Below are 24,902 nucleotides of genomic sequence, written 5' to 3' on the forward strand. Positions count from 1 at the left end.
ACATTTATATATTTCAACGTCCACCAGCAGATTTAAAACCGGTTGCAGGTATTGCTACAGTTTCAGAGGGTAATATGGTATCTCATGTGCAATTATTGGCTAGAAATTTGGGAATCCCGAATGCGGCTTTGTCAGATGATAATTTAAAAAGTCTAAAAAAATATCATGGTACAAAAGTGTTTTATGCTGTATCTAATAAAGGTACTATCATTATGAAAGCTGAAAAAGACATGACAGACACCGAGCGTTTACTTTTTGTAAAAAAAGAGCGTAATGCAGAAAAAATTGAGGTCCCTGTGGAAAATATCAAGCTAACAGAAACCAATATCTTAAACATGAGGGATGTGGATGCTACGGATTCTGGACAATTATGCGGACCCAAAGCGGCTAATTTAGGGCAACTTAAAAAGATGTTTCCAGATCAGGTAGTAGAAGGTTTAGTGATTCCATTTGGTATTTTTAAAGAACATATGAATCAAAAAATGCCTAACCAAGACGTCTCGTATTGGGTGTTTTTAAATAGGATGTTTGCCGAAGCTGAGAAAATGCGAGTTAATGGTGTTTCAGAATCTCAAGTTGAAAATTATCAATTACAAGAACTAGAAATCCTTCGTAAAGCGATTAAAGTCATGCCTTTAAATCCTGATTTTATTTCACAATTGGAACGTCAGTTTACAAGTGTTTTAGGAAAAGATTTAGGAGAGATTCCTGTTTTTTTAAGGAGTGATACCAATATGGAAGATCTTAAAGATTTTACAGGTGCTGGGTTAAATTTAACCTTATTTAATGTAGCGGATAAAAATAAAATCATTGAAGGCATTAAAGATGTTTGGGCCTCGCCATACACGGAACGTAGTTTTAAATGGCGTCAAAAATATTTGTTGAATCCGGAAAACGTATTTCCATCTATTTTAGTCATTCCAAGTGTCGATGTAGATTATTCGGGGGTTTTGATAACTAAAGGTATTAGCAATGGTGAAGAAAACGATTTAACGGTGGCCTTTAGTAGAGGGGCAGGAGGTGCTGTTGACGGACAATCGGCAGAAACCTATTTAATCCATATTAACGGCGGTACGCGTTTCTTAGCACCTGCACGAGAACCTTATTATAACCGTTTGCCAATCACTGGAGGAACCGAAAAAAAATCAGCAACTTTTGAAACGCCCATTCTTAATCAACAAAATATAAGTGAAATTAGAAATCTTGCCAAAACTATTCGAGCAACGCTTCCAACGGAAACAAATTCTGATTATGGAGGTGCTTATGATGTTGAGCTAGGGTTTAAAGATGATAAATTATGGTTATTTCAAATTCGCCCTTTTGTTGAAAATAAAAAAGCATTAAGTTCAGGGTATTTAGAATCTATCACACCAGTAATCGATAACAACAAAGCCATTTTGCTTTCAAAAAAATTATAAAATGAAAAAATATATTTTAGTATTTGGTATTATAGTGCTTTGTTCTGCATTTACAACATATTCTTATTATCCAATTGATGGTTATGCACATACTGGAATTAAGCGTTTAAAACGCTTAGAACTTATTAAAAGTGGTGAAATACAAGACGGAACCAAACTTCCTGCCGGGGCATACAAATCTTATTTGGACATTAAATTGAATTTATTACCAAAAAGGAATGATAGTGTACATTGTTTCCTGAAGGTTAATGAACCTTTTCAAAAAGAGATTAGTCATTTATTTAGAGGTTTGGATAAAAGCTATTCTTTAGCGGTTTTAGATATTTCGGATATCAACCATGTTCGTTATGCGCAACGAAATGAAACGACCGGTTACCAGCCAGGTAGTGTGGGTAAAATAGCTGTTTTATTAGGTTTGTTTGATCAACTAGCAAAGATTTATCCTGATGATTTTGAAAAGCGTTTGGATTTACTCAGGTCGAAATCAGTAAAGGCAGGTGTTTGGGGATTAACCGACGAGCATACGGTTCCTATTTACAATATTGAAACTAAAAAATTGGTGAAAAGACAGGTGGTTGCAAGTGATGTGTTTACACTTTTTGAATGGGCAGACCATATGATGTCTGTAAGCAATAATGGTGCGGCTAGTATCCTTTGGCGTGAAGTATTGCTTATGCAAGCTTTTGGCGATAAATATCCTGTTTTAACTGAAGAAGAGGCCATGACTTATTTTAAAACAACTCCTAAAAAAGAAATTACAGATATAGGTAACAACGTGGTTAATTTGCCATTACGAGATTTAGGAATTACGCATGATGAGTGGCGTTTAGGAAGTTTTTTTACTAGAGGCGCAAACACCTATGTTGGAGATAAAGGTGGGAGTATAGGTACTACAATTGGTTTAATGAAATTCTTGGTACAACTTGAACAAGGGAACGCCATTGATTTTAAGTCGAGTTTAGAAATGAAACGTCTTATGTATATGACTGATAGGCGGATACGCTATGCGCAATCGCCAGCGTTAAAAGAGGCTGCGGTTTATTTTAAATCGGGAAGTTTGTATAAATGCGATAGAAGTAACGGACAAGCCTGTGGAAAATATATGGGGAATGTTTCAAATTTTATGAATTCGGTTGCCATTGTTGAGCATCCAGATAATTGTAATTATATAGTAGTTTTAATGACCAATGTTTTACAGAAAAATTCAGCAACAGATCACATGATGTTGGCTGCAAGCATTGATAAAATTATAAAGAACTAGCTAGAATGTCTATAGCACGTTGTTTTACTTTATCATTCGTTTCGGTCTGAATAACCATTTCTATAAGAGACTTGAATGTGGAATCGGTGGATTGTTCTATAAGGTATAAAACTGCTATTTTTAGTTTAGAATCTTTGCGTTTTAAAAGCGCATGAAAACATTCAATTTCACTTAATACCTTAATATTTAATTTTTTTATTTTTTCTTCTGTATTGGTTTCAAATAATATAGATTCTGCAACAGGGATTAGTTCCTTTTTAAGTTGTTTATCAAGAATATTATCTAAAAATTCAATGGCATGAATGCGTTGTTCTTCCTTGCCATTCATAATTGTATTTAAAATAGGGTCAACATCTTGAGGAGGATATTTAATTCCTAAAAAACGAAACATGCGCTGTAATTGGCGGTCTAAACGTTGTTCTAATAAATTAATTAATGCTTTTCTAGCTTGATTTTCTGGGGTTTCAGGATTCTGATTTTTCTTTTTGTATTGAATTACTATCTGAGTATGAATTACGGAAAGCGTATTTTCATATAGGTTGCATTCATCTAAAATTTTATCCACAATTAAATGATCTTTAATAATAAGATGAGGATGTTTCCATTTAAGACGTTTAAGGGCTTCGATAGCTTCTATTTTAATTACATGTTCAGTATCTTCAGTAAGTTTCATCAATTTATTAATGGCTTTTTGTGAAGCAAACTTTTCAATGACAGTTATTATATATAGGGCATCTTCTAAATCAATAGTCTCATTTTTTATTATGGAGTGTAATAGATCAATTATGGTTTCTCCAAAAAAGAAAAGCGCATCAACAGCTTGTGGTCTTAATTCCTTATTAGATAAATGAGGTACAATTAAAGTAATAAATTGTTTGTTTAATGTACGCGAAGCACTTAAAATGGCAGTGTTTAAAATTGCTGTGTTTTTTGAATTAAGTTCAGAAATTATAACGTTATAAAATCGCTCTACACGGGCATAACCTATTGCTTCAAGTATGGCTTGTATGTTATATACTTTATCAATTTCGTCTGTAGTTTTATTATACTCAATGAGCGCATTTTCTATCCGTTGCTCTAAACTATATTTATTTTGAAGCACTATGTTGTTTCCTAATTCAAGCGAAAGCCCTATAAGAGCAGCATTTTTTATGGTTTTGTCTTCACTTTTTAAATAGGTGTTAAAAAGCTCGACCGTATTGTTTTTATAATGTTTCAATAAATACCTGAAAGCAGATTTGGTGACTTCTTGATTATTATCATAGACCATTGGCTCTATAGTGTCACATAAATTCTCCGTTCTCAAAAAGTATAAGTTTTCAATTGTCAGGACTTTTACTTTAACTGATTGGTGATTTAATAGCTGTTTAATGGGGTAGAAAAAACGTTCATCTTTTACTTCTAAAGTTTTTTGAAGCATGTGTAATATTTGGTTTTCAGTGCCAGTATTCAAAACACGTGAAACCGTATCAATAATAGATGTTACTTTTATAATTTCTTTATTGTTTTTTTCTTTTTTTACATTGGACTTTTCTTCAAGTAATTCTTTAAAAGCAACAATATATTCTTGTCTTAAATGATAAATAAAATACAACCAAATTAAAATTAATACAATAATAATTAAACTAATATATGTTGATGAGATTTCTAAACCATTTATAAAAAAGATAAGAATAAAGCCCGCTAATCCTGTTGCAATACTATCAATTACCACATCGGTAAATGTTTTAGTTTTCTTTTTTATTTCAATAGGAATGGGTATTGAAAGCAATTCGGTTGCTGCTTTATTAACCGATTGTTTTAAACTGCCATCAATTATTTTAATAAATACGATTACCCAAAGTTGAGGTAAAATAAGTAGTAAAATAGAGCCAATAAGAATACCTGATGGCAACCATAAAAGCGATTTTCCTACACCAAAGGTACCAACAATACGTTTGGTTAAAAATAGCTGAATTAATAATGAAATAACACTAAGGGTAGAAAACCAAAACCCAAAAAACGAAGTTAATTCTTCTTGGTCTAAAATGAGTTTAGACGCATAGTCACTATATTGGTAATCGACTAATTTTGCAATTAAAACACTAATACCTATAACCACAGCAATTAAGCTAAGCAGCTTAGATTGTTTTATTAATTTAATTGGCGATTCTCCTTTAGGGCTTGTTCTTAGTGATACTTGAATCGAATTAAGGTCTTCCACCTCATGTTTCCATATGTACCTCGTAATAGGGATACAGCCCATTAGTAATAATGCTGCAATGAATAATAAGTCTTCTGTTCTTAAAAAATTAGTTAGTAACGACGTTAAATAGCCTCCAAAAATCCCACCTGCTATCGCACCAGCACCAATAAAACCAAATACCCGTTTTGCTTCTCTTACATTGTAAACTAGATTGGCTAAAATCCAGAATTGAGATGCTGTTAATAATCCAAATATGGCAACCCATACATAAGGAATGTATAAAAGCACACCATTTGCTAGACTAAAATTGAAGGTAATAGCAAATAAAAAAAGCGAAATGATAGAGCCAATTAGCGTTCTATCTATAATGATGTTTAATGGATATTTCTCTAATGCTTTATCATAAAAATGATAACCGAAAATGGCTAGTATAGCTGTTAAAACATAGCCTAAAGGTAGGGCGTCTGATGTGAGTTCTGAAAGAAATAATGAATTTACTGTGGGCTTTATAATTAACAGAGTCGTTATAATTATAAAAATATTTAGCTGAAGTAAAAGCGTTTTTTTCAGCTCTTCCTCTTTTAAATCAAAAACTTTAAGAATATATAATTTAATTGACCTTATAATCGACATTAGGGCGCTAAATTTATTAAAAAGCTTTGTTATATAATTATCCAAAGACATTATATAACAAAGCTAGTATATTGTAATTTCATAATGATTATAATTATCAAATAAAGCTCGTGAATTTTTAATTTAAAACAACAGACCTCGTATTCTTATTTGTTTTTAAAACCTTTTCTGCCGTTTTTACTAAGCTTCTAATAATTTGTTCTCCATTGTCATCATCAATAAGAGCTACTAAAATATAGCGTCTGTTTGGGTCATTTCCCCAGACTAAAATAGAATCTGAATGGTAGGTTCTCCAAGATCCTGATTTTCTAAAAAGCTTAGCTGCAGGTGCTATTTTTTCTATGGTATTAACAAATTTGTGGTGTAAATCTGGATTACCCATAATATCTAACATTTGTTTAGATCGCTTTTCATTTACTAATTTTCCATGAGCTAATAAATAGTAATATCTACAAACCTGATCTACACTAGCGGCATGACTTAAGTTTTTTATAGGCTCTCTATTAGTATCTCCGCCGCCGCCATAGCGTTTCCCTACCCATAAACCACCACCATTATCCTCGTCATAAAACATGTAATTTGGGTCAGTCATTACGCATTCAATTTTTTCATAGCCCAATCTATTAATCATTCTTGTAGAAGCTGCATTATTCGATTTGCTAATCATTAAGCGCATATCGGTTTTAACATCTTCAGTTTCTTTAAGTTCGCCATTTTCAATAGCATCCATAGCAGCCAACAAAATTGCTATTTTAGGTAAACTAGCTGCGTACATCATGTAATTGCCATTAACACTCATGTATTTTACTTGGTTTGGGTCGCTTAAATCGACAATACCCACTGCCATTTTTTTATTGGCAATAAGTCTTTGCCATTGTGGGTTTGCATTTATTTCTTTTTCTAAACTATTTTGTAAATGATTATCTGTTAGTGTAACTAAAGGTTTAATGTTTGAGTTATTTACATGAATTGGTAGGCCTTTTTGACTAAATAATGGCCAACTGAAACTAATAAAAGTTAACAAGAAAAAAAACGTGTTTTTCATTTAAGTTTTTAAAATTTAATTAAGTTATACAAAAGTATTTAAATTATTGTGAATTAGCGTGTTAAAGTTTTGGTGATTGCTTGTTAACGCTTTCAGCTTATACGATATAAAACTAGGATTTAGACTTTTTTAATCGTTAATTTTTAATGTAATTAGAATAATAAAATGTAGACTTTATTATAACCAATTTTATATTCAACCATGTTTATAGTTTTGGTTTAAATTTTACATTTAAATCGATAATAGAAACGAATAGGACGCTGCTATTTTTTTAAACAGTTTTAGGAGGAATTAATTAGCACTATATTTGCAATTCTATTATATTTATTTCTTCTATGTCATTTAAAAAACTTATCCAACCTTTAAAAGAGGCTTTAGAAACTAAAGGTTTTAATGAGCCTTTACCGTTTCAGAAAACTGTTTTACCCAAAATTAAAGGAGGAGCAAGCTTGTTTTGTATTGCACCACTTGGTGCAGGAAAAACTACAAGTATTGTGCTTAGTGTTATTCAAAAATTAAAAGGAGAAGCATTTGAAGATGCCCCAAGAGCTTTAATTTTTGTAAAGGACAAACAAGCCGCCTTAAATTTAGAATTAGAATTTAATGGGTTTTTAAGAGGAACAGATTTAAGGGTGTATTGTGCCTACGATCAAAAAAATATTGACGATCAGCGTAACGAAATTTATGATGGTGTAGATATTGTTATTGCAACACCTAAACGTTTAAATAAATTGTATTACCTAAACGGTATCAATTTGAATAAAATACAAATGTTTATTGTTGAAGATGCCGAGTTTTTATTTCAAAATAATAATTTAGGCGAAATAGCACGTACTCCAGAAAGTATTGGGAAATGTCAATATTTAGTATTTTCAACTAAATTTGATACCCGATTTGAGCGTTGGCAAGATTCATTTATGTATAACTCACGAATTATTTCTGCTAAATAAGAGTTCCATGAAGCAAAGAAATAAGATACTTGGTCTTATTACCATGTTTATACTGTGTTCTTTTTTGGGGTTTAGTCAAATTAAAAAGGAACATTTGCGATTAGGGTTTACTTACGGCTCTGGGTCTCAAAATAAATATCCCTTTAATGCGGACGATTATACGCACGAGATTGATTTTTATAAACTTCAGGTTAATTATAGATTTAAAGACAAGAAAAAATGGGCTTTTGAAATTAATTTGGAGCCAAGCTTTAATATCGTAGAACACCAGCTTTTAAATAGCTACTATATAAAGCCATCTGATGCAGAAAATTATCAAGAACTAACGGCCTTGTATACTCAAAAAAGAACCATAAAGGAGTATGTTTTAAATTGTGGTATAATAGCTAGATATAAAATATACAATGGCATGAGTACCTATGCTATTGGAAGTTTGGGACCCATGGTAGCTGATAAAGCTACCGAACGATTAGCTAAAGGTTTTGCGTTTTCAGATATTTTTGGCTTAGGACTTTCTTACGACATCAATAAATTAAGATTTGATTTTAGATACTCGGTAAGGCATACCTCTAACTTGGAAATGAAACAACCCAATGGAGGACACAATACAACCAATTCAGAAGTGTCTGTTTTGTATAATTTTTAAGATTATTTTGTAATACTTTACGGATTTATTTCAATTTGTGTATTTTTACATAACCTTTTGTATATTTATGTAAAAATGTAATCGTATAAATGCCGAAAAATATTCTTTCTCTTAAAATAATTAGTATTAGTCTTTTTGTTTTGGCAAGCTGTTTATTTGGTTATAGTCAGGTAGATAAAGGGTTTTATCGTTTGGTTGATTCTGCCGATGTCTATCTTGATGATAATTCTGAAAAAGCATTAAATTTTCTCGATGGTATTCCAAAACCAGTAGAAAACTATATCCCCGGTAGAGTGACTGAATATTATTCCTTAAAGGCAATAATTCATGACGATTTTAATGAATTTACTAAATACTATCAATCCGCCAATTTAGCTATTAAATTTGCAGAAACCGAAAGTGAATTCTGTATTGCAGGGGAGGTTTGTGTAGCTATGTTTTCAAATTTGTATTTTATTGATAAGCAATCGTCTGCTTATACCTATTTGGATAAAGCACGTGAGTTTTACAAAAAGTGCGATAAGGCCTATGGCATGTTTGAAGTCGAACAGGTAGAGGCATATGCAAAATTTCTTGATAGTAAACATGAGGAAAGTAATAGCTTTTTACTAAATGAATTAGAGAATTATAAGGCGGTTACTGAAGACCCATATTACCATATGTTTGCCTTGTATATGATAACTTCAAATTATATTTGGTTGAATGATTATGATCAAGCTCACAAATACTTTAAGTCTTTTAAGGCCTTAGAGGGGAAGCCCTTGGTTACAAATTTAAATTACTTTGCTTTTGAGGGAGCAATAAATAGTAGTTTTGCTGATGTTTTTTTTAAGGCTAAACAATTGGATTCAACCCGGTTTTATTTGAAAGAAACGGGGAAAGTAACGGATTATTTAAGTGTAGATGTTCTAAAGGGTTACTATCGGCTTTACTCAGATTTGTATAAACATTTAGGCCGTATTGAAACATCTAATGTCTATATGGATTCTTTGCTTACATTTCAAAATCAATTATACGAAAAAAATATTGAGCATAGTATAGAAGTAAATGATTCCTATTTTCAAGAAGAATCAAATGTATCAGAACCAAAAAATCCAAATAGTACTGTAGGCAATGTTTTAGGTGGCCTCTCTGTCGTTATTTTACTTACGTTTAGTATATACTGTTTTGTTATCTATAGAAAACAAAAAAAGAAGTTGGAAGTCAATACTCTAGAAACTAGTAAAAATTTATCTTTTTTAAAGTCTAATAATGATCAGCTTGCTACAAAGGTTTTTGGTTTAGAGACTTATATCAAAAACTTAAAAAAAGAGGTAAAACAAATTTCGATTACCGAAGGTGTAGAGCATCAAAAGGAAAAAATAAAAAAATTATACAGAGATTTACATATTAATTCTTCCACCTTATTAGATAAAACGGATAGCCATTTGGAGTTGGTTAACGAATTTAATATTGAATTTTTTAATAAGATTAAAACGAATTATCCACAACTTAAAAAAACAGAAATCATTATTTGTTTTTATCTTCTTATGGGATTTACCAATAAAGAGATAGCCGTATTTTTAAATACTAGTATTAGATCGGTTGAAAGCAGACGTTATAGAATTTCTAAAAAAATAGAATTTAATAATGAAGATGAAACACTTATGGAATTTTTGCAAAATACTTTTGCTGATACTTTAAGTGGAAACACTCCAAAATAGGCGTTTTTAATAGATTTTTATAGAATGAGTATTAATTGCGTAGTCATTTAATGCTTGAGTTTTCTAGAATTTCATGATATTTGAATTGCTATTATTAATTCGTTAGTCTTGTTAAATTCTAATTAAATATTTAGTTTGAAATACTGGGTTGGTTGTGTTTCAAAATAGTTTTAATTAATTTACAAGATATTAAATTGAGGTTAATTAAGAACTTTTATAAGTTCTTTTGATTGAAGTGAAAAGGAGCCTAGTTTATTAGGCTCTTTTTTTTATAACGGAATATTACCATGCTTTCGTTTAGGTAGCTCTACTTTTTTATCTTCCAACATAGCAAAAGTTTTTAATAATTTACGCCTAGTATTTTTTGGAAGGATAATTTCGTCAATAAAACCGCGTTGTGCTGCTTTATAGGGGTTTGCAAATTTTTCAGCATATTCTGCTTCTTTTTCAGCAAGTTTTTCTTCCCGATTATTAGCTTTAGCAATTTCCTTTCTAAAAATTATTTCACTTGCTCCTTTGGCTCCCATTACAGCTATTTCTGCTCCAGGCCATGCATAGTTAAAATCGGCACCGATGTGTTTAGAGTTCATAACGTCATAAGCACCACCGTAAGCTTTTCTAGTAATAACGGTTACCCTTGGTACTGTAGCTTCGCTAAGGGCATATAAAAGCTTTGCCCCATGAACAATAATACCATTCCATTCTTGGTCGGTTCCGGGTAAAAAACCTGGTACATCAACTAAAACCAATAAAGGGATATTAAAACAATCGCAAGTACGTGTAAAACGTGCTGCTTTTCTTGAACTATTTACACCTAAAACGCCTGCGTAAGCCATAGGTTGATTGGCAATTATACCAATACTGCGCCCTCCTAAACGCGCAAACCCAACAATGATACTTTCGGCATAATTTTCATGAATTTCATAAAACGAATTTTTATCTATAATTCCAGAAATAACCTCACGCATATCATAAGGTTTGTTTGAGCTTTCAGGAACAATATTCGATAATACATCTCGAACCTCATCAATTAGTTTGAAGTCTAGTTTTTTAGGGGTTTCTGTATTGTTTTGAGGTAAATAGCTTAATAATTGCTTTATATCTTCAAGACAAGCAATATCATTTTCTGAAGTTTTATGAGCAACCCCAGATTTTGTAGCATGTGTTTCTGCTCCACCAAGTTCTTCACTAGTAACTTCTTCATTGGTTACTGTTTTTACCACATTAGGGCCTGTTACAAACATATAGCTTGTGTGCTGTACCATAATTGTAAAATCAGTCATAGCAGGTGAGTATACCGCGCCTCCAGCACAAGGTCCCATTACAGCCGATATTTGTGGAATTACCCCAGATGCTTGAACATTTCTGTAAAATATATCGGCATAACCACCAAGCGACCGTACGCCTTCTTGAATACGCGCGCCACCAGAATCGTTAAGTCCTATCATTGGAGCTCCAACCTTTACAGCCATATCCATAATTTTACAGATTTTTTCGGCATGAGTTTCGGAAAGTGAACCTCCAAAAACAGTAAAATCTTGGGCGTAGGTATAAACTAATCGGCCATTAATAGTGCCATAACCAGTTACCACACCATCGCCATAGTATATTTGGTCTTGCATACCAAAATCTGTGGTTCTGTGTGTTACTAAAGCGCCAATTTCTTCAAAAGAACCTTCGTCTAATAAATAATCAATACGTTCTCTAGCGGTTAGTTTGTTATTAGCATGTTGTTTTTCAATACGTTTTTTACCGCCTCCCAGTTCTGAAAGTGCTTTATGGTTATTAAGGTTGTCTATTTTTTTTTGTCTCGAATCCATATTTTTATGAATGTTGTTAAGTCGTTAGTTGTTGCCTCTTTTGAGTTGAATGAGACAGTAAACTGCCAACGGAATACTGGCTACTTTATAGGTAATCGTAATAACTTTTGGTCTTCAATATATTGTTTAACAGCTATTAATGCTGCTAATTTAGCTTCGCTTTCTGTTTCAGCTTTTAAAGCTTCTGGTGAGTAATAATTCTTTACAAAATGGGTGTCGAAATTCCCAGATCGGAAGGCCTCATGTTCGCATACATATTTGCCAAAGGGTAGGGTAGTTTCTATCCCTTTAACTTTATAGTTTTCAATAGCTTTAACCATCAGTTGAATAGCTTCTTCTCGTGTTTTGGCAAAGGTGATTAATTTGGCAAGCATAGGGTCGTAGTAAATGGGAACGTCCATACCTTTTTCATAACCATTATCCACACGAATGCCTTCCCCTTCAGGTAATTCATAAATATCCAAATGGCCTACGCTAGGTAAAAAATTATTGAGAGGGTCTTCGGCATAAACACGTAATTCTAGAGCATGCCCATTAATGTTTAAATCGTTTTGTTTTATTTGTAAAGTTTCACCACGTGCAATTTTTATTTGAAGTTCAACCAAATCGACACCAGTAATTAACTCGGTAACCGGGTGTTCCACTTGCAAACGCGTATTCATTTCTAAAAAGTAGAAATTATGGTCTGAGTCCAATAAAAATTCTACAGTTCCTGCACCTACATAATCACATGCTTTGGCTACTTTTATAGCTGCTTCTCCCATGTTGTTTCGCAATTGGGGAGATATAATACATGAAGGTGCTTCTTCTACTACTTTTTGATGGCGACGTTGAATACTACACTCCCGTTCAAAAAAATGTAAAACGTTACCATGGCTATCTGCCATGATTTGTATTTCGATATGTCTAGGGGAAGTCACATATTTTTCAATAAACACCGAGCCATCGCCAAAAGCAGAGGTAGCTTCACTTATAGCACGTTTCATTTGCGATTCTAAATCGGTTTCTTTTTCAACGACGCGCATGCCTTTTCCGCCTCCGCCTGCCGAAGCTTTTATTAATATTGGAAAGCCAATGGTTTTGGCTATCTTCTTAGCTTTATTTACATTGGTAATTGCTTTATCAATTCCAGGAACCATCGGGATATTATAAGTCTTAACTGCATCTTTGGCTGCCAGTTTACTTCCCATTATTTTTATAGCCTTGGATTTCGGACCAATAAAAATGATGTTATTAGTTTCGCATAATTCGGCAAAAGCAGCATTTTCACTTAAAAAACCATATCCAGGATGTATGGCATCGACATGTAATTGTTTTGAAACTTCAATAATTTTATCCCCTTTTAAATACGATTGGCTGGAAGGTGGCTCTCCAATACAAACAGCCTCATCTGCAAATTTTACATGGGGCGCATTCCGATCGGCAGTAGAAAACACAGCAACCGTTTTAATACCCATTTTTTGAGCCGTTTTCATAACTCTTATAGCAATTTCACCACGGTTAGCAACTAATATTTTTTTCATCTATAAATTGTTTTTTTACAAAAGAGCGTTATGAATCGAACTCAATTAGGAGTTGGTTTTTTTCAACAGGATCACCATTTTTAATAGAAATTGATTTTATGATACCCGCTCTAGGTGAGCTAATGCTATTTTCCATTTTCATAGCTTCAAGTATGAATAAGGTATCGTTTTCTTTAACTTCTTGTCCAACTTCAACATGCAATTCTAATATCAAACCAGGCATTGGCGCTTTTATAACGTCTATTTGTTTAGCTTTTTTAGCAGAAAGTCCCATGTCTTTTATTAACATGTCTAAAGCATTAGAAATGCTAACATTATAAGTATGATTTCTTAAGGTTACTTGATAGGTTTTAGTTTGGAAATCGGCTTCGGTTATTTTCGCATTAATGGATTTGTTATTTTGTAAAATATGAAAGTTGTTTTCTGAAGTTTTAAAAAGATCTAGGCTAGAAAGTTCACCTTCAGTGATATTGAAATCAAAGGAGTTATTAACTTTTACTTTAAAACATTTATCCATATTAAATAAGAAATGATATTCGTTCTAGTAAATATAAGTATAAAATAGAAAATAAATAAGTACTAAAAATAGTACCTTGGTTTAGTTGTTTATTTCTTTAGAAAGCAAAAATAGGGTCTAATACATAAAATAGATGAAAATCAATTTCATTGCACTAAGATGCGTTGTTGGAAAAAATACCCTTCTATTTTTTTAGTAGTTTTTAAATAGTGTTCTATAAATTAAGAGTAGGGAATATGGAGAGTATTGAATTCTATGATGCAACGTACTGCAATTAGTAGCATCTTAATACTAAAATATAAACTTTAGTATTAAAGATTTGTTTAGTAAAATTATTGAAGTAAACTGTGTTTTAAATGCAAAACAAGTCTATTTGAGTTTTATGGTTAATGTCTTGTGTTTTCCCTAGTTTACTAACGGAAATACTAATAAGCCATAAAGTTTATTAAAAAGTAGCGTTATTTAAATTTTAAATTGAGATCTATTTTGATGGATTTTAATGGCCTTTCTAGATAGGATAATACCTATAAATAAGGATATAAAAGCGCCAACCCAAATGCCGGGAACAAAGTCTATAAACAGGAAAAAATCGTAAGCACCATGAAATAGTATGGCCGAAAATAGTCCAATTAAGTTTAAAGCTATTTTATTGTTCGAAAATTTAGCTTTACCCATAAAATACCCCATTATGATACCAAAAGTAGCATGTGCAGGAACCGCAGTAAACGCTCTGGCTAGGGCAGTAGGCAAGCCTCCTTGTGTAACGTAAAAAATGTTTTCGGTGGCTGCAAAACCCATAGATACCATAACGGCATATACAATACCATCAAAAGGCTCGTTAAACGCTTTGTTGGATTGAGCAAAATATCTGATAATGATGTATTTGCTAAACTCCTCAATTAGACCAACAACAAAGAATGCTTTTATAAATTGTTCAAATATGCTTGTTTTGTTGGTTAGCGGTAAAACCATATCAAAAGCATAATATAAAATGGAAGTGATAATAATACTCACAATGGCTCCAAGCAGAAAGTTATAAAGAAGCAGTCTTCTAGGTTCCTTTTCATATTTATCTTTAAAATAAATGTAAAGAATAATAATAAAAACAGGAGCAATGGCTACAAGTAGTAAATTCATTTTATATGTTTAGTTATTGCATTTAAAACAAACTCGTAGTACGTTTTATTTGAAGGTACAAAATGGTTGTTATTGTTACCAATAGATTTAATAAGTGCTTTAAAGTCTTCAAAAGAAACTAGTTTTAAAGCTTCAACTTCCTCTTCTTGCTTTACCAGTTTGTCTAGCGATACAGGTAATTCGGCAATGAATGTATTATGAAATTCATTGTCAATAATACCACTTTCATAAGACTGGAAACATTCAAAAACGCCTATTTTATATAAGTCCTTTTCAGAAATACTTAAACCTATTTCCTCCTTCGTTTCTCTAATAGCTGCTTGTTTTACAGTTTCGCCAGCATCAATATGTCCAGCTACAGATACATCCCACATTAATGGACAAATGTTTTTTTTAGCAGAACGCTGCGATAGTAATATTTTAGAGTCTTTGGTGTAAAACCAAATATGTGCCGTATTGTGATAATACCCTTTAGCATGGATAACCGATTTTAACTCGGCTTTCCCTGTAGGTTTTCCATGGGCATCAACAATATCTAAATATTCGTCCATAAAGATAAAAAAGCCTCAATTAAGAGGCTTAAGTTTTATTTAAAATAGCTAAACGTTTCGCCGTCTTCTATTTTAAGTAGTGTTTCGTAAATTAACTTAATGACGTTTTCAACATCTTCTCTATGCACCATTTCTACAGTAGTGTGCATGTAACGTAATGGCAATGAAATTAATGCCGAAGCTACACCGCCATTACTATAAGCAAAGGCATCGGTATCGGTTCCTGTAGCACGCGATAAAGCCGAACGTTGGAACGGAATTTTCTTAGCCTCAGCCGTATCGGTAATTAAATCTCGTAGTTTTTGTTGTACCGCTGGCGCATAAGCCACAACAGGACCTTTGCCAATTTCTAATAAACCAGCCTTTTTAGGCTCAATCATTGGAGTCGTAGTATCGTGTGTTACATCGGTAACAATAGCCACATTAGGTTTTATGGTTTGTGTAATCATTTCGGCACCGCGTAAACCAATTTCCTCTTGTACAGCGTTGGTAACATAAAGACCAAAAGGCAATTCTTTTTTGTTTTCTTTAAGTAGTCTAGCTACTTCGGCAATCATAAACCCTCCCATGCGGTTATCAATAGCTCTACAAACAAATTTATCGCCATTTAAAATATGGAATTCATCTGGATAGGTAATAACACAACCTACATGAACACCTAATTTTTCAACATCTTCTTTGGTTTTACAACCACAGTCGATAAAAATATTATCTGGTTTAGGAGCTTCTTCTTTGCTTTTATCACGTGTGTGAATGGCAGGCCATCCAAAAACACCTTTAACAATGCCGTTTTTAGTATGGATGTTAACCACTTTACTAGGTGCAATTTGGTGATCGCTACCACCATTTCTAATCACGTAAATTAATCCGTTATCCGATATATAATTAACATACCACGAAATCTCATCGGCATGTCCCTCAATAACCACTTTATATTTTGCCTTTGGGTTTATAACTCCAACTGCAGTACCATAAGTATCTGTAATAAATTCATCCACATACGGTTTTAAATAATCCATCCACAGCTTTTGTCCGTCCCACTCATATCCAGTTGGTGCTGCGTTATTTAAATATTTTTCTAAAAAGTCCATAGACTTTTTGTTCAATATGCTCTTCTTTGTCATTTATAAAAATTTTGTACTAAAATAATAATATATTATCTATAATTGTTTTTTAATCTAAAGTTTTTGGACGCCTACCTGCCGGAAGACAGGTTACCTGAAAAAGGTCGGGCTTTTATTCATGAACCTAAATGTTCTTTGCAATCCCTAACGCCAGTGTTTGTTAGCTTCAGTTTTAAATTTAAAGTTGTTTTGTGTTTGGAGTGGGGCTTTCAAAAAAGTTAACGCACGTGTTATGCGAAACCTAAAATTCATTAACAGCTTTTTTGTTTGATATTACTCGTATTTATAATTCGAATTTTTATTAGCTCTCAATGCTATTTTACTGCATTATGGCACCCTTCAATTAATCATTTTTTTCAAAATACTCTTGGTTGGATACCGAGGCATCGCTTATTCTTAAACTTGCTGTCTTAAACCATACCTCGGCGTAATTACCATCGGCATATTGTTTTTTAATGTCGCCACCATGAGTTTCGGCTCCAGAACACCAGTTTTTGTTTATTTCGGGCGATTTTCCATTGGTTTGGTTGTAACAGCCTAATTTAAAAAATAAACCTTCGCCTGTGTATGCTTCTTGGCGTTCTACACCATCTTGCCCAAGGGGTACAAATAAGTTTTGAGTCTGTTCGGGAATGTCGGCAGTTGTAGTGTATTCAGATTCTAATAAGTTTTTTGTAAACGTTTTAGTTTTATGGCCTTTACTAGAAAACCTTAGTGTCATAATACCATTTACAACTTCTATTTCATAACTAAATTCTTCACCCAAAGCAATACCGTCTTTTGGTTCTTCGGGATACGTATTAGCCTCGGTGCCAACAACAGAAAAATCGTTTCCCCAAACGGCCGATGAATAATCCCATCTTCCAGAGTTATCATCCCCAGCTGTATTAATCTCATAATGCCAAAATACCGATCCTTTTGTATGTCCTGGGTATTTTTTGTAAAATATTTTTAGCGGTTCATTTTCGTGTTTATCGGCACTATGAATTTGCCCAACTACTACTGCATGTGTAGCCGCTACACGGGCATCGCCAGTAGCAGAAACATTCATTACTTTAAGCGTAGCTTCTAATTTATCGTTAGCTGTCTCTGGGTAGAACTTCTTCAACTGGGCTAATTCTGTTCTTGTATTGTTTGATGTGCCGTGGGTATCTCCTGCATTGGGCGCCTTAAAAACAACCCAGTTCGTATTGCCATCATTTTCAGTATAGAAAAAATCGTTATTCTCAAAATTTATAGCTTTACCAACATTAGAGCCATCACCTAAAATTAAGTTCCAATCCTTAAAAAAAGGAATAACCTCGCTAGCGTAAACACTTTTTTCTGTGTCCACAGGTTTTGTTTTTTTAACACCATTGTTGCAACTGCTAAATATTAAGATAGCACTAAAAACTAAACATGACGATAAGGATGCGATAAATTTATTATTCATTTTTTTATGGATATTATGTTAAGTTAAAATGTTGTTTTAATGAAGGTTGTCGATTTAAACAAAGTTATTGTTTTTTTTTATGGGATAGCTATGTGTCAAGATAATTTCATTTTTCTAGGGTCTCAATTATGATAAAATGAGTATTTTTGGCATAATAAATGTCCCATTATTTATTGCATGATTGACTTAAAATACATACTTATATTTTTCCCTGTCTTACTCTTCGCCCAAATTGACGAAACTAAGCGAGATTCCATATCTGAAAAGTATCTAATTATTAGTGGCGACTCGGTACCAAGAACCTCTATAGATTTAGATGAAGTAATGTTGCTTCATAAACTTAAGTTTAATAGTAAAAAGGATAGGATTAGGTATTTAATTTTGCGCCGCAAAACCATAAAAGTATATCCGTATGCTAAAATGGCTGCCGAACGTTTAGATTCTATGAATGCGCGCATGATGACGCTGACTAAAAACCGAGATAAAAAACGCTACACCAAGCGGGTTCAAAAGTATATTGAAGGTGAGTTTTCTGAAGAATTAAAAAAAATGACACGTACCGAAGGACAGATTTTGGTTAAACTCATTCACAGGCAAACCGGTGTAACGGCGTTCGAACTTGTTAAAGAGCTGCGAAACGGTTGGCGTGCCTTTTGGTATAATACGACGGCAAGTATGTTCGATATTTCTTTAAAACGTGAGTACGATCCGGAAAACGAAAAAGAAGATTATTTAATTGAAGATATTTTACAACGAAATTTTCAAAACGGACGCTTGGAACGTCAAAAATCGGCAATCGAATTTGATTTTTACGATTTAACCAATAAATGGGTGCATCAAAAAACTCCGGAATAAATGCGTGTTCAATCGCCATTAGAAGAAAAACTAAACAGTATTACCCATGCCTTTGGGGCATTGTTTGGTATCGTGGCCTTGGTTTTGCTTTTAACAAACAATACTAATAAAACAGATTGGAGTTTATTTAGTGTTATACTTTATGGGCTTTCTATTATTATTCTATTTTTAGCCTCTACCTTTTATCATACTGTAATAGAAGGGTCGTATAAACACTATTTTAGGATTGCAGATCACATTAGTATTTACTTCTTAATTGCCGGAACCTATACACCGGTTTGTTTAATTTCTTTAGAGAGAACTTTAGGGTGGACTCTTTTTTTTGTTGTTTGGGGTATTGCAGCTTTTGGTGTAATTTTAAAGTTGTTTTTTACAGGAAGGTTCGAGGTTTTCTCAACGTTACTATATTTAGTAATGGGCTGGCTAATTGTATTCGATTTTTCGAACCTTGCCACACAAATTGGAGAACCGGGCATTTTTTGGTTATTTGCAGGTGGTCTGTCTTATACGGTTGGTATTGTTTTTTATGTTATTGACAAAATACCGTACAATCATGTCATTTGGCACTTATTTGTTTTAGCGGGTGCTGTTTTTCACTTTTTAATGATTTTTGGTTATGTTATTTGATAAAATTAAAATTGTAGAGGCTAAATCCATAAAGGATTACCTTCAAATTGAAACCTTGGCAGATGTTATTTGGCGTGAGCATTATATTCCTATAGTTGGAAAGCCACAGATAGATTATATGCTAGAAAAATTTCAATCTGTAAAACCTATTTCAGAGCAAATCGAAAAAGGTTTCGCTTATTTTATTATACATTTTGAAGGCGTTTCAGTTGGTTATATCGCTATTAAAAAGGAAACGGATGCTTTGTTTTTAAGTAAGATTTATGTTTTGAGTACCCATAGAGGAAAAAAAATAGGTAAGGTAGCCATGGCATTTGTTGAGGATAAAGCTAAACAGTACAAGCTTAATAAAATACGGCTAACTGTTAATATTAATAATACTAATTCGATAAAAGCCTATGAAAAATTAGGGTTTTTAAATATAGGCTCCCTAGTTGCAGATATTGGAAACGGTTTTGTTATGGACGATTATGAGATGGTTAAACAAATTCCTTAGTAGATAGGAATCTCATCAAAAAAACTTAAATTTAATTTTTTAAGTAGGTATTGTATACGTGTTTTACATTTATCAAATTCCTGACTGCGCCGGAATATTACCCCTCAATAACCTCCTTGTATTCTTCAAAAAAGGCTTCAAACAAACTCATGTTTGTATTAAAGAATTCCATAACATCGCGCCAAGAATTTTTGTTATGTATGGATACTTTTTGCTCTAAAGGCACATAAATTCTAGAAATTTCTTTTTTATTTTCTAAAAAATATTCCTCGTCATAAATAGCTTCAGGAAGATAATCATCTAACAGAATCGATTTTAAAGCCACTAGTTTTTCCCAATATTTAATGCGGTGTTCCAAGTCGTCCTCAAGGTCTAGAGCTACCAAAGCGGTTCTATTATCAAAATGAAATTTAAAACTAAAGCCTTTTAATTTGGTATCATATAATACCCATTTCCGTGGAAACGATTTTCCAAAGCTAGTCCAAAATTCTTCTCGTAAACGTCTTGATTCTTCTTTACTAAACATTTAATTGGGTACTTGATACTAGTTAATTGTTTTTGATTACTGAGTTGTGCTTGCTAGTTACTGGTTATTTGGTATTAATAAACCAAAAACAAATAGCCACCAACTAATAACTAAATTAAGTATGCCACTGCAACACCTAATATAATCGAAATAAACTTCGAGAAATTAAACTTATGTCCTTCGCCACTTTCAAACAAAATGGTTGTCGAAATATGGAAAAATATACCAATAACTACAGCATTTATCATGTGAGCATAATCGACAAGAAATGTTGAGTTATGCGAAATCCAAGTTCCTAACGGGGTCATAAAAGCAAAAGCTATTAAAAAGCCACCAATATGTAATTTCGTATAGTTAGACTGCAATAAAAACATGGTAATTAAAGTCGCAATAGGTATTTTATGTACTAAAACGCCATACACCATATCATTATGGTCGTGAATAGAAAACCCTTCTAAAAAGCTGTGTATACACAAACTAATAAATAACAACCAAGGGAAAACGGTTTCGTTTTTATGTATGTGTACATGCCCATGTTCGGCACCTTTTGAGAATAATTCCAAAACTATTTGCAGCATAATACCGCACATAATAAAAAGTCCAGCAAGTTTGGTGTCTAAATGATGGTATACCTCCGGAAGTAATTCAAAAAGTGTTAACGCCAATAAAAAAGCACCACTAAAGGAAAGTAATAGTTTGGTATTCCACGATTTTTGCTTTTTGGTTATAACAGCCAAAATAAAACCTAAAACTACCGCCAATAAAGGTAAAAGAAACTTATTCATTCAAAGAAAATACAATACAATTTAAAATTCAATCTATAATAATGTGTAATAGTAAAAGTGATTTAGTGTCGATTATCGACCCACTTACTTAAAAATCATTACTAACCGTTCCGATGTTTTAGCGCTAAACTTTTTTAATTTATAGTCCCCAAAAACTTCCAATAAATACACGCCAGCCTGCTCAAAAAGCACTTCGAATTCGGCTAATGTAAAACCACGAACGCGCTCCTGGAAATTATACAATTTATCATTGGCCGTAAAAGTAATATCTTTTATAATATATCCATCTTCAACAAAGCGTTTTAAATGAAAATCTATACCATCAACCGTTTTAATTTCTTCGGGCACCAAATTATCAATAACAAACTCACTATTCATAAAATCTATAACCCCAAAACCAAATTCGTTTAACTCAGCTTTAATGGCTTTTATAGTTTTTAAATTATCGGCATCATCCTCAAAATACCCAAAGCTAGTAAACAAATTAAAAACCGCATCAAACTGCTTATGGTAAGGCTTACACATATTGTGTACATCAAATTTAAGCCGGTGGTTTTCAAACTGTTTAGCAAAATTAATGCTGTTTTCGCTTAAATCTACTCCCGTAACATCATACCCGATTTTATTAAGGTATAAGGCATGTCTGCCCTTGCCGCAAGCCAAATCAAGTATAGTGCCACCCTCCGGAATATTTAAATAATCCGTTAAAGTCTCCATAAAAGCTTGCGCCTCTGTATCGTCCCTTTCCTTGTATAAAATGTGGTAATATGGCGTGTCAAACCAAGAAGAAAACCAAGTCGTAGTGTTGTTAGTCATAGTATTATTTAGGGGTTACCACGCCCAAAAGCGTGGTCAGGCTTTTCGTTACAAGTCCGCGCACCAAAAAAGGTGCTGTGGGCTATCCACTTCAATCCTTAACCCGGATTTATCAATAAACGTTATGTTTGCCGCAAAATTACGTTATTTTTGCAATCTATTATTAGTAGAATAGACGAAAAAAATGGGAGAAAATTTCAATATGGTTGCCAAAACCTTATTTGGCTTTGAAGATTTATTAGCTAACGAGCTTACACAATTAGGTGCCATGCATGTAAAAAAGGGCGTGCGTAACGTTGCTTTTTCTGGCGATAAAGGCTTTATGTACAAGTGTAATCTTGCTTTACGTACCGCAGTTAAAATTTTAAAACCCATTCATTCGTTCAATGTAAATAACGAGCAAGATTTATATAATAAAATTTATGCTATGGATTGGTCGCAATATCTAAAGCCTACAGGGTCTTTAGCTATCGATGCTACTATTCATTCCGATTTGTTTACGCACTCGCTTTATATAGCGCAAAAAACAAAAGATGCCATAGTTGATAAATTTAGAGATACCGATGGCCAACGCCCAAACGTAGATCTTAAGTTTCCAGATGTTAAAATTAACGTGCATATCGACAGGCGTCGTTGTACTATTTCGTTAGATTCATCGGGCGATTCTCTGCATAAACGTGGTTACAAAACGGCAACCAACATTGCACCAATTAACGAAGTATTGGCAGCCGGTTTAATTATGTTATCTGGTTGGGATGGTCAATCCGATTTTATGGACCCTATGTGTGGTTCCGGAACCATGTTAGTGGAAGCGGCTATGATAGCCTGTAACATTCCGCCAAACCTAATGCGAAAAGAATTTGCTTTTGAGCGTTGGACAGATTGGGATGTGGAGCTTTTCGAAAAAATTGAAGAATCCTTACTTGGTAAAACCCGAGATTTCCATCATAAAATAATAGGGTATGATAAAGCACCAAGTGCCGTTTCCAAAGCCATAGATAATATTAAAAATGCCCAGTTAGAAGATTTTATCGAGGTACGCCACGAAGATTTCTTTAAAACGAAAAAACCGGGCGAAAACAAACTACACATGGTATTTAACCCGCCTTACGGCGAGCGTTTAAATATCGATATGGAAGAGTTTTATGCCAACATTGGCGATACCCTAAAACAAAATTACCCAGGCACCGATGCTTGGTTTATTACCTCAAACCTAGATGCTTTAAAACATGTAGGCTTACGTCCATCAAGAAAAATACAGCTTTATAATGCGAAATTAGAATCGCGTTTAGTAAAGTATGTTATGTACGAAGGCAGTAAGAAAGGTAAATACATGAACAAAGACTAAATTCCTGCGAAAGCAGGAATCTGTTAATGTTTTAGCTTGCCCAATGCGCTAGTAGTAGATATTAGAGGTGGCGTAGGGACGTTTCTTGTGGCCATTAAGCTAGAGCATAGTGATAACAGGACTTGTTTTCTAATTACTGCCAAATATTTTTGCGCTTATATCATTCGGCATTGCAGGGCCGGAATCGCCTTTTAACAAACCTGTTTCTGCTCTACTAAATAAAGATTGCATTATCAAGGACTTTTCTTTATCGTCAACGGCTGAGTCTTTAATTAATGATAGATAGACGTATGTCAATTGTTCTCTTTCCTCAGCATCTCTTGAGAGATGAAAAGAACTAAAGGCAACTTTATTTAATGCTCTTATGCCAAAGGCTAGAAATGAAATAAACGTAACATAGATAATAGACCATTTTATTGCACTTGTTTGTCCTTCTATAAAACTTAATAACATGCCTTCAGGTGTTAGCCATAATAGTAGGTACAATGTTACACAGGCAAATGATACTAAACCAACTAACCAATAAATTGCTTTCCAGCCTTCTCTATTTAATTTCGTGGCTCTTGTACTCCAATATTCTGCAGGTTTTTTTAATCTTAATAACTCCTCATAAGTATGTTCTAAATCATTAATTTTCTCTTTAGAAGCATTATCGAATTCAGTAAATTCTTGTTTAGAATTACCAAACCATTCTTGAAAATTTGTTTCTTTTTCGGTTTTTAATTGGTCAATTTTTTCAATGTAAATTTTGAATTCATCATTAGCAGATTTTAGATGTTCTGATAATTGAATTTCGCTTTCAGACAATTGGCTTCTTATATCATTTCTTAAACGACCAATTGATGATTTTTCCTTATTTCTTCGTTTTGTTAGTTCTGTATAATCTTTTAGTTCGAATTCATAAGCCAAAAGATTTCCAATCATAGAATCTTTATTGGAAATATTGTAATTTCCTGCAATAAAATTGTAAGCTCCCGAGTAATATTTAGGAACTTCTCTATAAGTTTTAATTAAAAAATCAGTTTGTGGTGCGTCGTATACAAAAAGTGTTTTACTATTCTGTATTTGATTTTTTTCCGAATTCCAAGAATTTTTTAATTGGCTTTCATCATAATTTGAACTAGCATATATATTAATGTATTTTTCTAGTTTTTTTCTGTATCCTATAAATTGTTTTTTGGAATCCTTTAATTCACTAGGAATATCTTCTCCAAACTTTTCCCATCCATCAATTTGTTGTTCAAAAAATTTGAAAATACTACTAAACCCAGTTAAAGTTTGGTCGAAGTCCGAATACGGATATTGAATATGTAAGTTTACTGAATTAAACCAATCAGAATGTTCGGAATCAGCAATTGTCTTTCTTATTTCTGTTGTAGTCATTCAGCTACTGTTTTTTTTGTTTTGATAACTTTATTAAATGCAAGTTAGAATTTTCCCACTAAATAATCAATACGTACTTATGCGTACTTATTAACAATAAAGAATCGTTTTTAGCTCATTA

The 24,902-nt window shown here is 33.0% G+C and carries 22 protein-coding genes; 9 read left to right on the top strand and 13 right to left on the bottom strand.

Annotated elements, in window-relative coordinates:
- The coding region (locus tag ABJM36_RS00615; RefSeq protein ID WP_348448102.1) for a PEP/pyruvate-binding domain-containing protein at nt 1-1,418 on the top strand (1,418 nt) is incomplete at its 5' end.
- A gap of 1 nt (nt 1,419) precedes the next feature.
- Nucleotides 1,420-2,679, top strand: a complete 1,260-nt coding sequence (locus tag ABJM36_RS00620; RefSeq protein ID WP_348448104.1) for a serine hydrolase — start codon at nt 1,420-1,422, stop codon at nt 2,677-2,679.
- Here ABJM36_RS00620 and ABJM36_RS00625 read toward each other — a convergent pair.
- The gene (locus ABJM36_RS00625; RefSeq protein WP_348448106.1) at nt 2,666-5,497 is read right to left on the bottom strand and encodes an Npt1/Npt2 family nucleotide transporter; all 2,832 of its coding nucleotides are present in this window, start codon (nt 5,495-5,497) and stop codon (nt 2,666-2,668) included. The genes ABJM36_RS00620 and ABJM36_RS00625 overlap by 14 nt on opposite strands.
- A gap of 118 nt (nt 5,498-5,615) precedes the next feature.
- Nucleotides 5,616-6,542 (bottom strand): serine hydrolase, encoded by a 927-nt coding sequence (locus ABJM36_RS00630; protein ID WP_348448108.1) that lies wholly within the window; start codon nt 6,540-6,542, stop codon nt 5,616-5,618.
- Between the two features lie 335 nt (nt 6,543-6,877).
- On the opposite strand from ABJM36_RS00630, the gene ABJM36_RS00635 reads away from it, so the two are divergent.
- The 3 genes from ABJM36_RS00635 to ABJM36_RS00645 all read left to right on the top strand — a co-directional run bounded on the left by ABJM36_RS00635 (nt 6,878) and on the right by ABJM36_RS00645 (nt 9,841).
- Nucleotides 6,878-7,492, top strand: coding sequence for a DEAD/DEAH box helicase (locus ABJM36_RS00635; protein WP_348448110.1), 615 nt, complete (start codon nt 6,878-6,880; stop codon nt 7,490-7,492).
- A gap of 7 nt (nt 7,493-7,499) precedes the next feature.
- The gene (locus tag ABJM36_RS00640; RefSeq protein ID WP_348448112.1) at nt 7,500-8,138 is read left to right on the top strand and encodes an acyloxyacyl hydrolase; all 639 of its coding nucleotides are present in this window, start codon (nt 7,500-7,502) and stop codon (nt 8,136-8,138) included.
- Between the two features lie 89 nt (nt 8,139-8,227).
- A complete protein-coding gene (locus tag ABJM36_RS00645; protein ID WP_348448114.1) occupies nt 8,228-9,841 on the top strand; it encodes a hypothetical protein in 1,614 nt (537 codons plus the stop codon).
- 269 nt (nt 9,842-10,110) lie between these two features.
- Here ABJM36_RS00645 and ABJM36_RS00650 read toward each other — a convergent pair whose 3' ends face one another.
- From ABJM36_RS00650 to ABJM36_RS00680, 7 genes are all read right to left on the bottom strand, one after another.
- A complete protein-coding gene (locus ABJM36_RS00650; protein ID WP_348448116.1) occupies nt 10,111-11,661 on the bottom strand; it encodes an acyl-CoA carboxylase subunit beta in 1,551 nt (516 codons plus the stop codon).
- A gap of 80 nt (nt 11,662-11,741) precedes the next feature.
- The gene (gene accC / locus ABJM36_RS00655; RefSeq protein WP_348448118.1) at nt 11,742-13,184 is read right to left on the bottom strand and encodes an acetyl-CoA carboxylase biotin carboxylase subunit; all 1,443 of its coding nucleotides are present in this window, start codon (nt 13,182-13,184) and stop codon (nt 11,742-11,744) included.
- Nucleotides 13,185-13,212: 28 nt separating this feature from the next.
- Nucleotides 13,213-13,701, bottom strand: a complete 489-nt coding sequence (locus ABJM36_RS00660; RefSeq protein ID WP_348448120.1) for an acetyl-CoA carboxylase biotin carboxyl carrier protein subunit — start codon at nt 13,699-13,701, stop codon at nt 13,213-13,215.
- Between the two features lie 462 nt (nt 13,702-14,163).
- Complete coding sequence (locus ABJM36_RS00665; protein ID WP_348448122.1) at nt 14,164-14,838, bottom strand: PrsW family glutamic-type intramembrane protease; 675 nt, start codon at nt 14,836-14,838, stop codon at nt 14,164-14,166.
- Complete coding sequence (locus ABJM36_RS00670) at nt 14,835-15,389, bottom strand: NUDIX domain-containing protein (protein WP_348448124.1); 555 nt, start codon at nt 15,387-15,389, stop codon at nt 14,835-14,837. Before ABJM36_RS00670 ends, ABJM36_RS00665 begins: the two co-directional genes overlap by 4 nt.
- 35 nt (nt 15,390-15,424) lie before the next feature.
- Nucleotides 15,425-16,513, bottom strand: a complete 1,089-nt coding sequence (locus ABJM36_RS00675; protein WP_348448126.1) for a M42 family metallopeptidase — start codon at nt 16,511-16,513, stop codon at nt 15,425-15,427.
- 343 nt (nt 16,514-16,856) lie between these two features.
- Entirely contained in the window at nt 16,857-17,945 is a 1,089-nt protein-coding gene (locus ABJM36_RS00680) for a polysaccharide lyase family 7 protein (protein WP_348448128.1), read from the bottom strand.
- Nucleotides 17,946-18,122: 177 nt separating this feature from the next.
- On the opposite strand from ABJM36_RS00680, the gene ABJM36_RS00685 reads away from it, so the two are divergent.
- Genes ABJM36_RS00685 through ABJM36_RS00695 form a run of 3 tightly spaced genes read left to right on the top strand, consistent with a single transcriptional unit; the run spans nt 18,123 to nt 19,923 of the window.
- Nucleotides 18,123-18,800: a DUF4294 domain-containing protein gene (locus ABJM36_RS00685; protein ID WP_348448130.1), complete on the top strand. Its 678-nt coding sequence runs from the start codon at nt 18,123-18,125 to the stop codon at nt 18,798-18,800.
- On the top strand, nt 18,801-19,427 hold the full coding sequence (locus ABJM36_RS00690) for a hemolysin III family protein (RefSeq protein ID WP_348448132.1): 627 nt from the start codon (nt 18,801-18,803) through the stop codon (nt 19,425-19,427). It abuts the gene before it with no gap.
- The gene (locus ABJM36_RS00695) at nt 19,417-19,923 is read left to right on the top strand and encodes a GNAT family N-acetyltransferase (protein WP_348448134.1); all 507 of its coding nucleotides are present in this window, start codon (nt 19,417-19,419) and stop codon (nt 19,921-19,923) included. Before ABJM36_RS00690 ends, ABJM36_RS00695 begins: the two co-directional genes overlap by 11 nt.
- A gap of 97 nt (nt 19,924-20,020) precedes the next feature.
- Here the strand turns inward: ABJM36_RS00695 and ABJM36_RS00700 are convergent, their stop codons facing one another.
- The 3 genes from ABJM36_RS00700 to ABJM36_RS00710 form a co-directional block, all read right to left on the bottom strand.
- A complete protein-coding gene (locus tag ABJM36_RS00700; protein WP_348448136.1) occupies nt 20,021-20,449 on the bottom strand; it encodes a DUF4268 domain-containing protein in 429 nt (142 codons plus the stop codon).
- A gap of 110 nt (nt 20,450-20,559) precedes the next feature.
- Nucleotides 20,560-21,234: a ZIP family metal transporter gene (locus tag ABJM36_RS00705; protein WP_348448138.1), complete on the bottom strand. Its 675-nt coding sequence runs from the start codon at nt 21,232-21,234 to the stop codon at nt 20,560-20,562.
- Nucleotides 21,235-21,318: 84 nt separating this feature from the next.
- A complete protein-coding gene (locus tag ABJM36_RS00710) occupies nt 21,319-22,050 on the bottom strand; it encodes a methyltransferase domain-containing protein (protein WP_348448140.1) in 732 nt (243 codons plus the stop codon).
- 184 nt (nt 22,051-22,234) lie between these two features.
- Between ABJM36_RS00710 and ABJM36_RS00715 the strand changes: the two genes are divergently transcribed.
- Nucleotides 22,235-23,398, top strand: a complete 1,164-nt coding sequence (locus tag ABJM36_RS00715; protein ID WP_348448142.1) for a THUMP domain-containing protein — start codon at nt 22,235-22,237, stop codon at nt 23,396-23,398.
- Nucleotides 23,399-23,527: 129 nt separating this feature from the next.
- Here ABJM36_RS00715 and ABJM36_RS00720 read toward each other — a convergent pair whose 3' ends face one another.
- Nucleotides 23,528-24,781, bottom strand: a complete 1,254-nt coding sequence (locus ABJM36_RS00720; protein WP_348448144.1) for a DUF6161 domain-containing protein — start codon at nt 24,779-24,781, stop codon at nt 23,528-23,530.
- Between the last annotated feature and the right edge of the window lie 121 nt (nt 24,782-24,902).

It is taken from the genome of Algibacter sp., from assembly GCF_039977455.1.
GTDB lineage: Bacteria > Bacteroidota > Bacteroidia > Flavobacteriales > Flavobacteriaceae > Algibacter_B.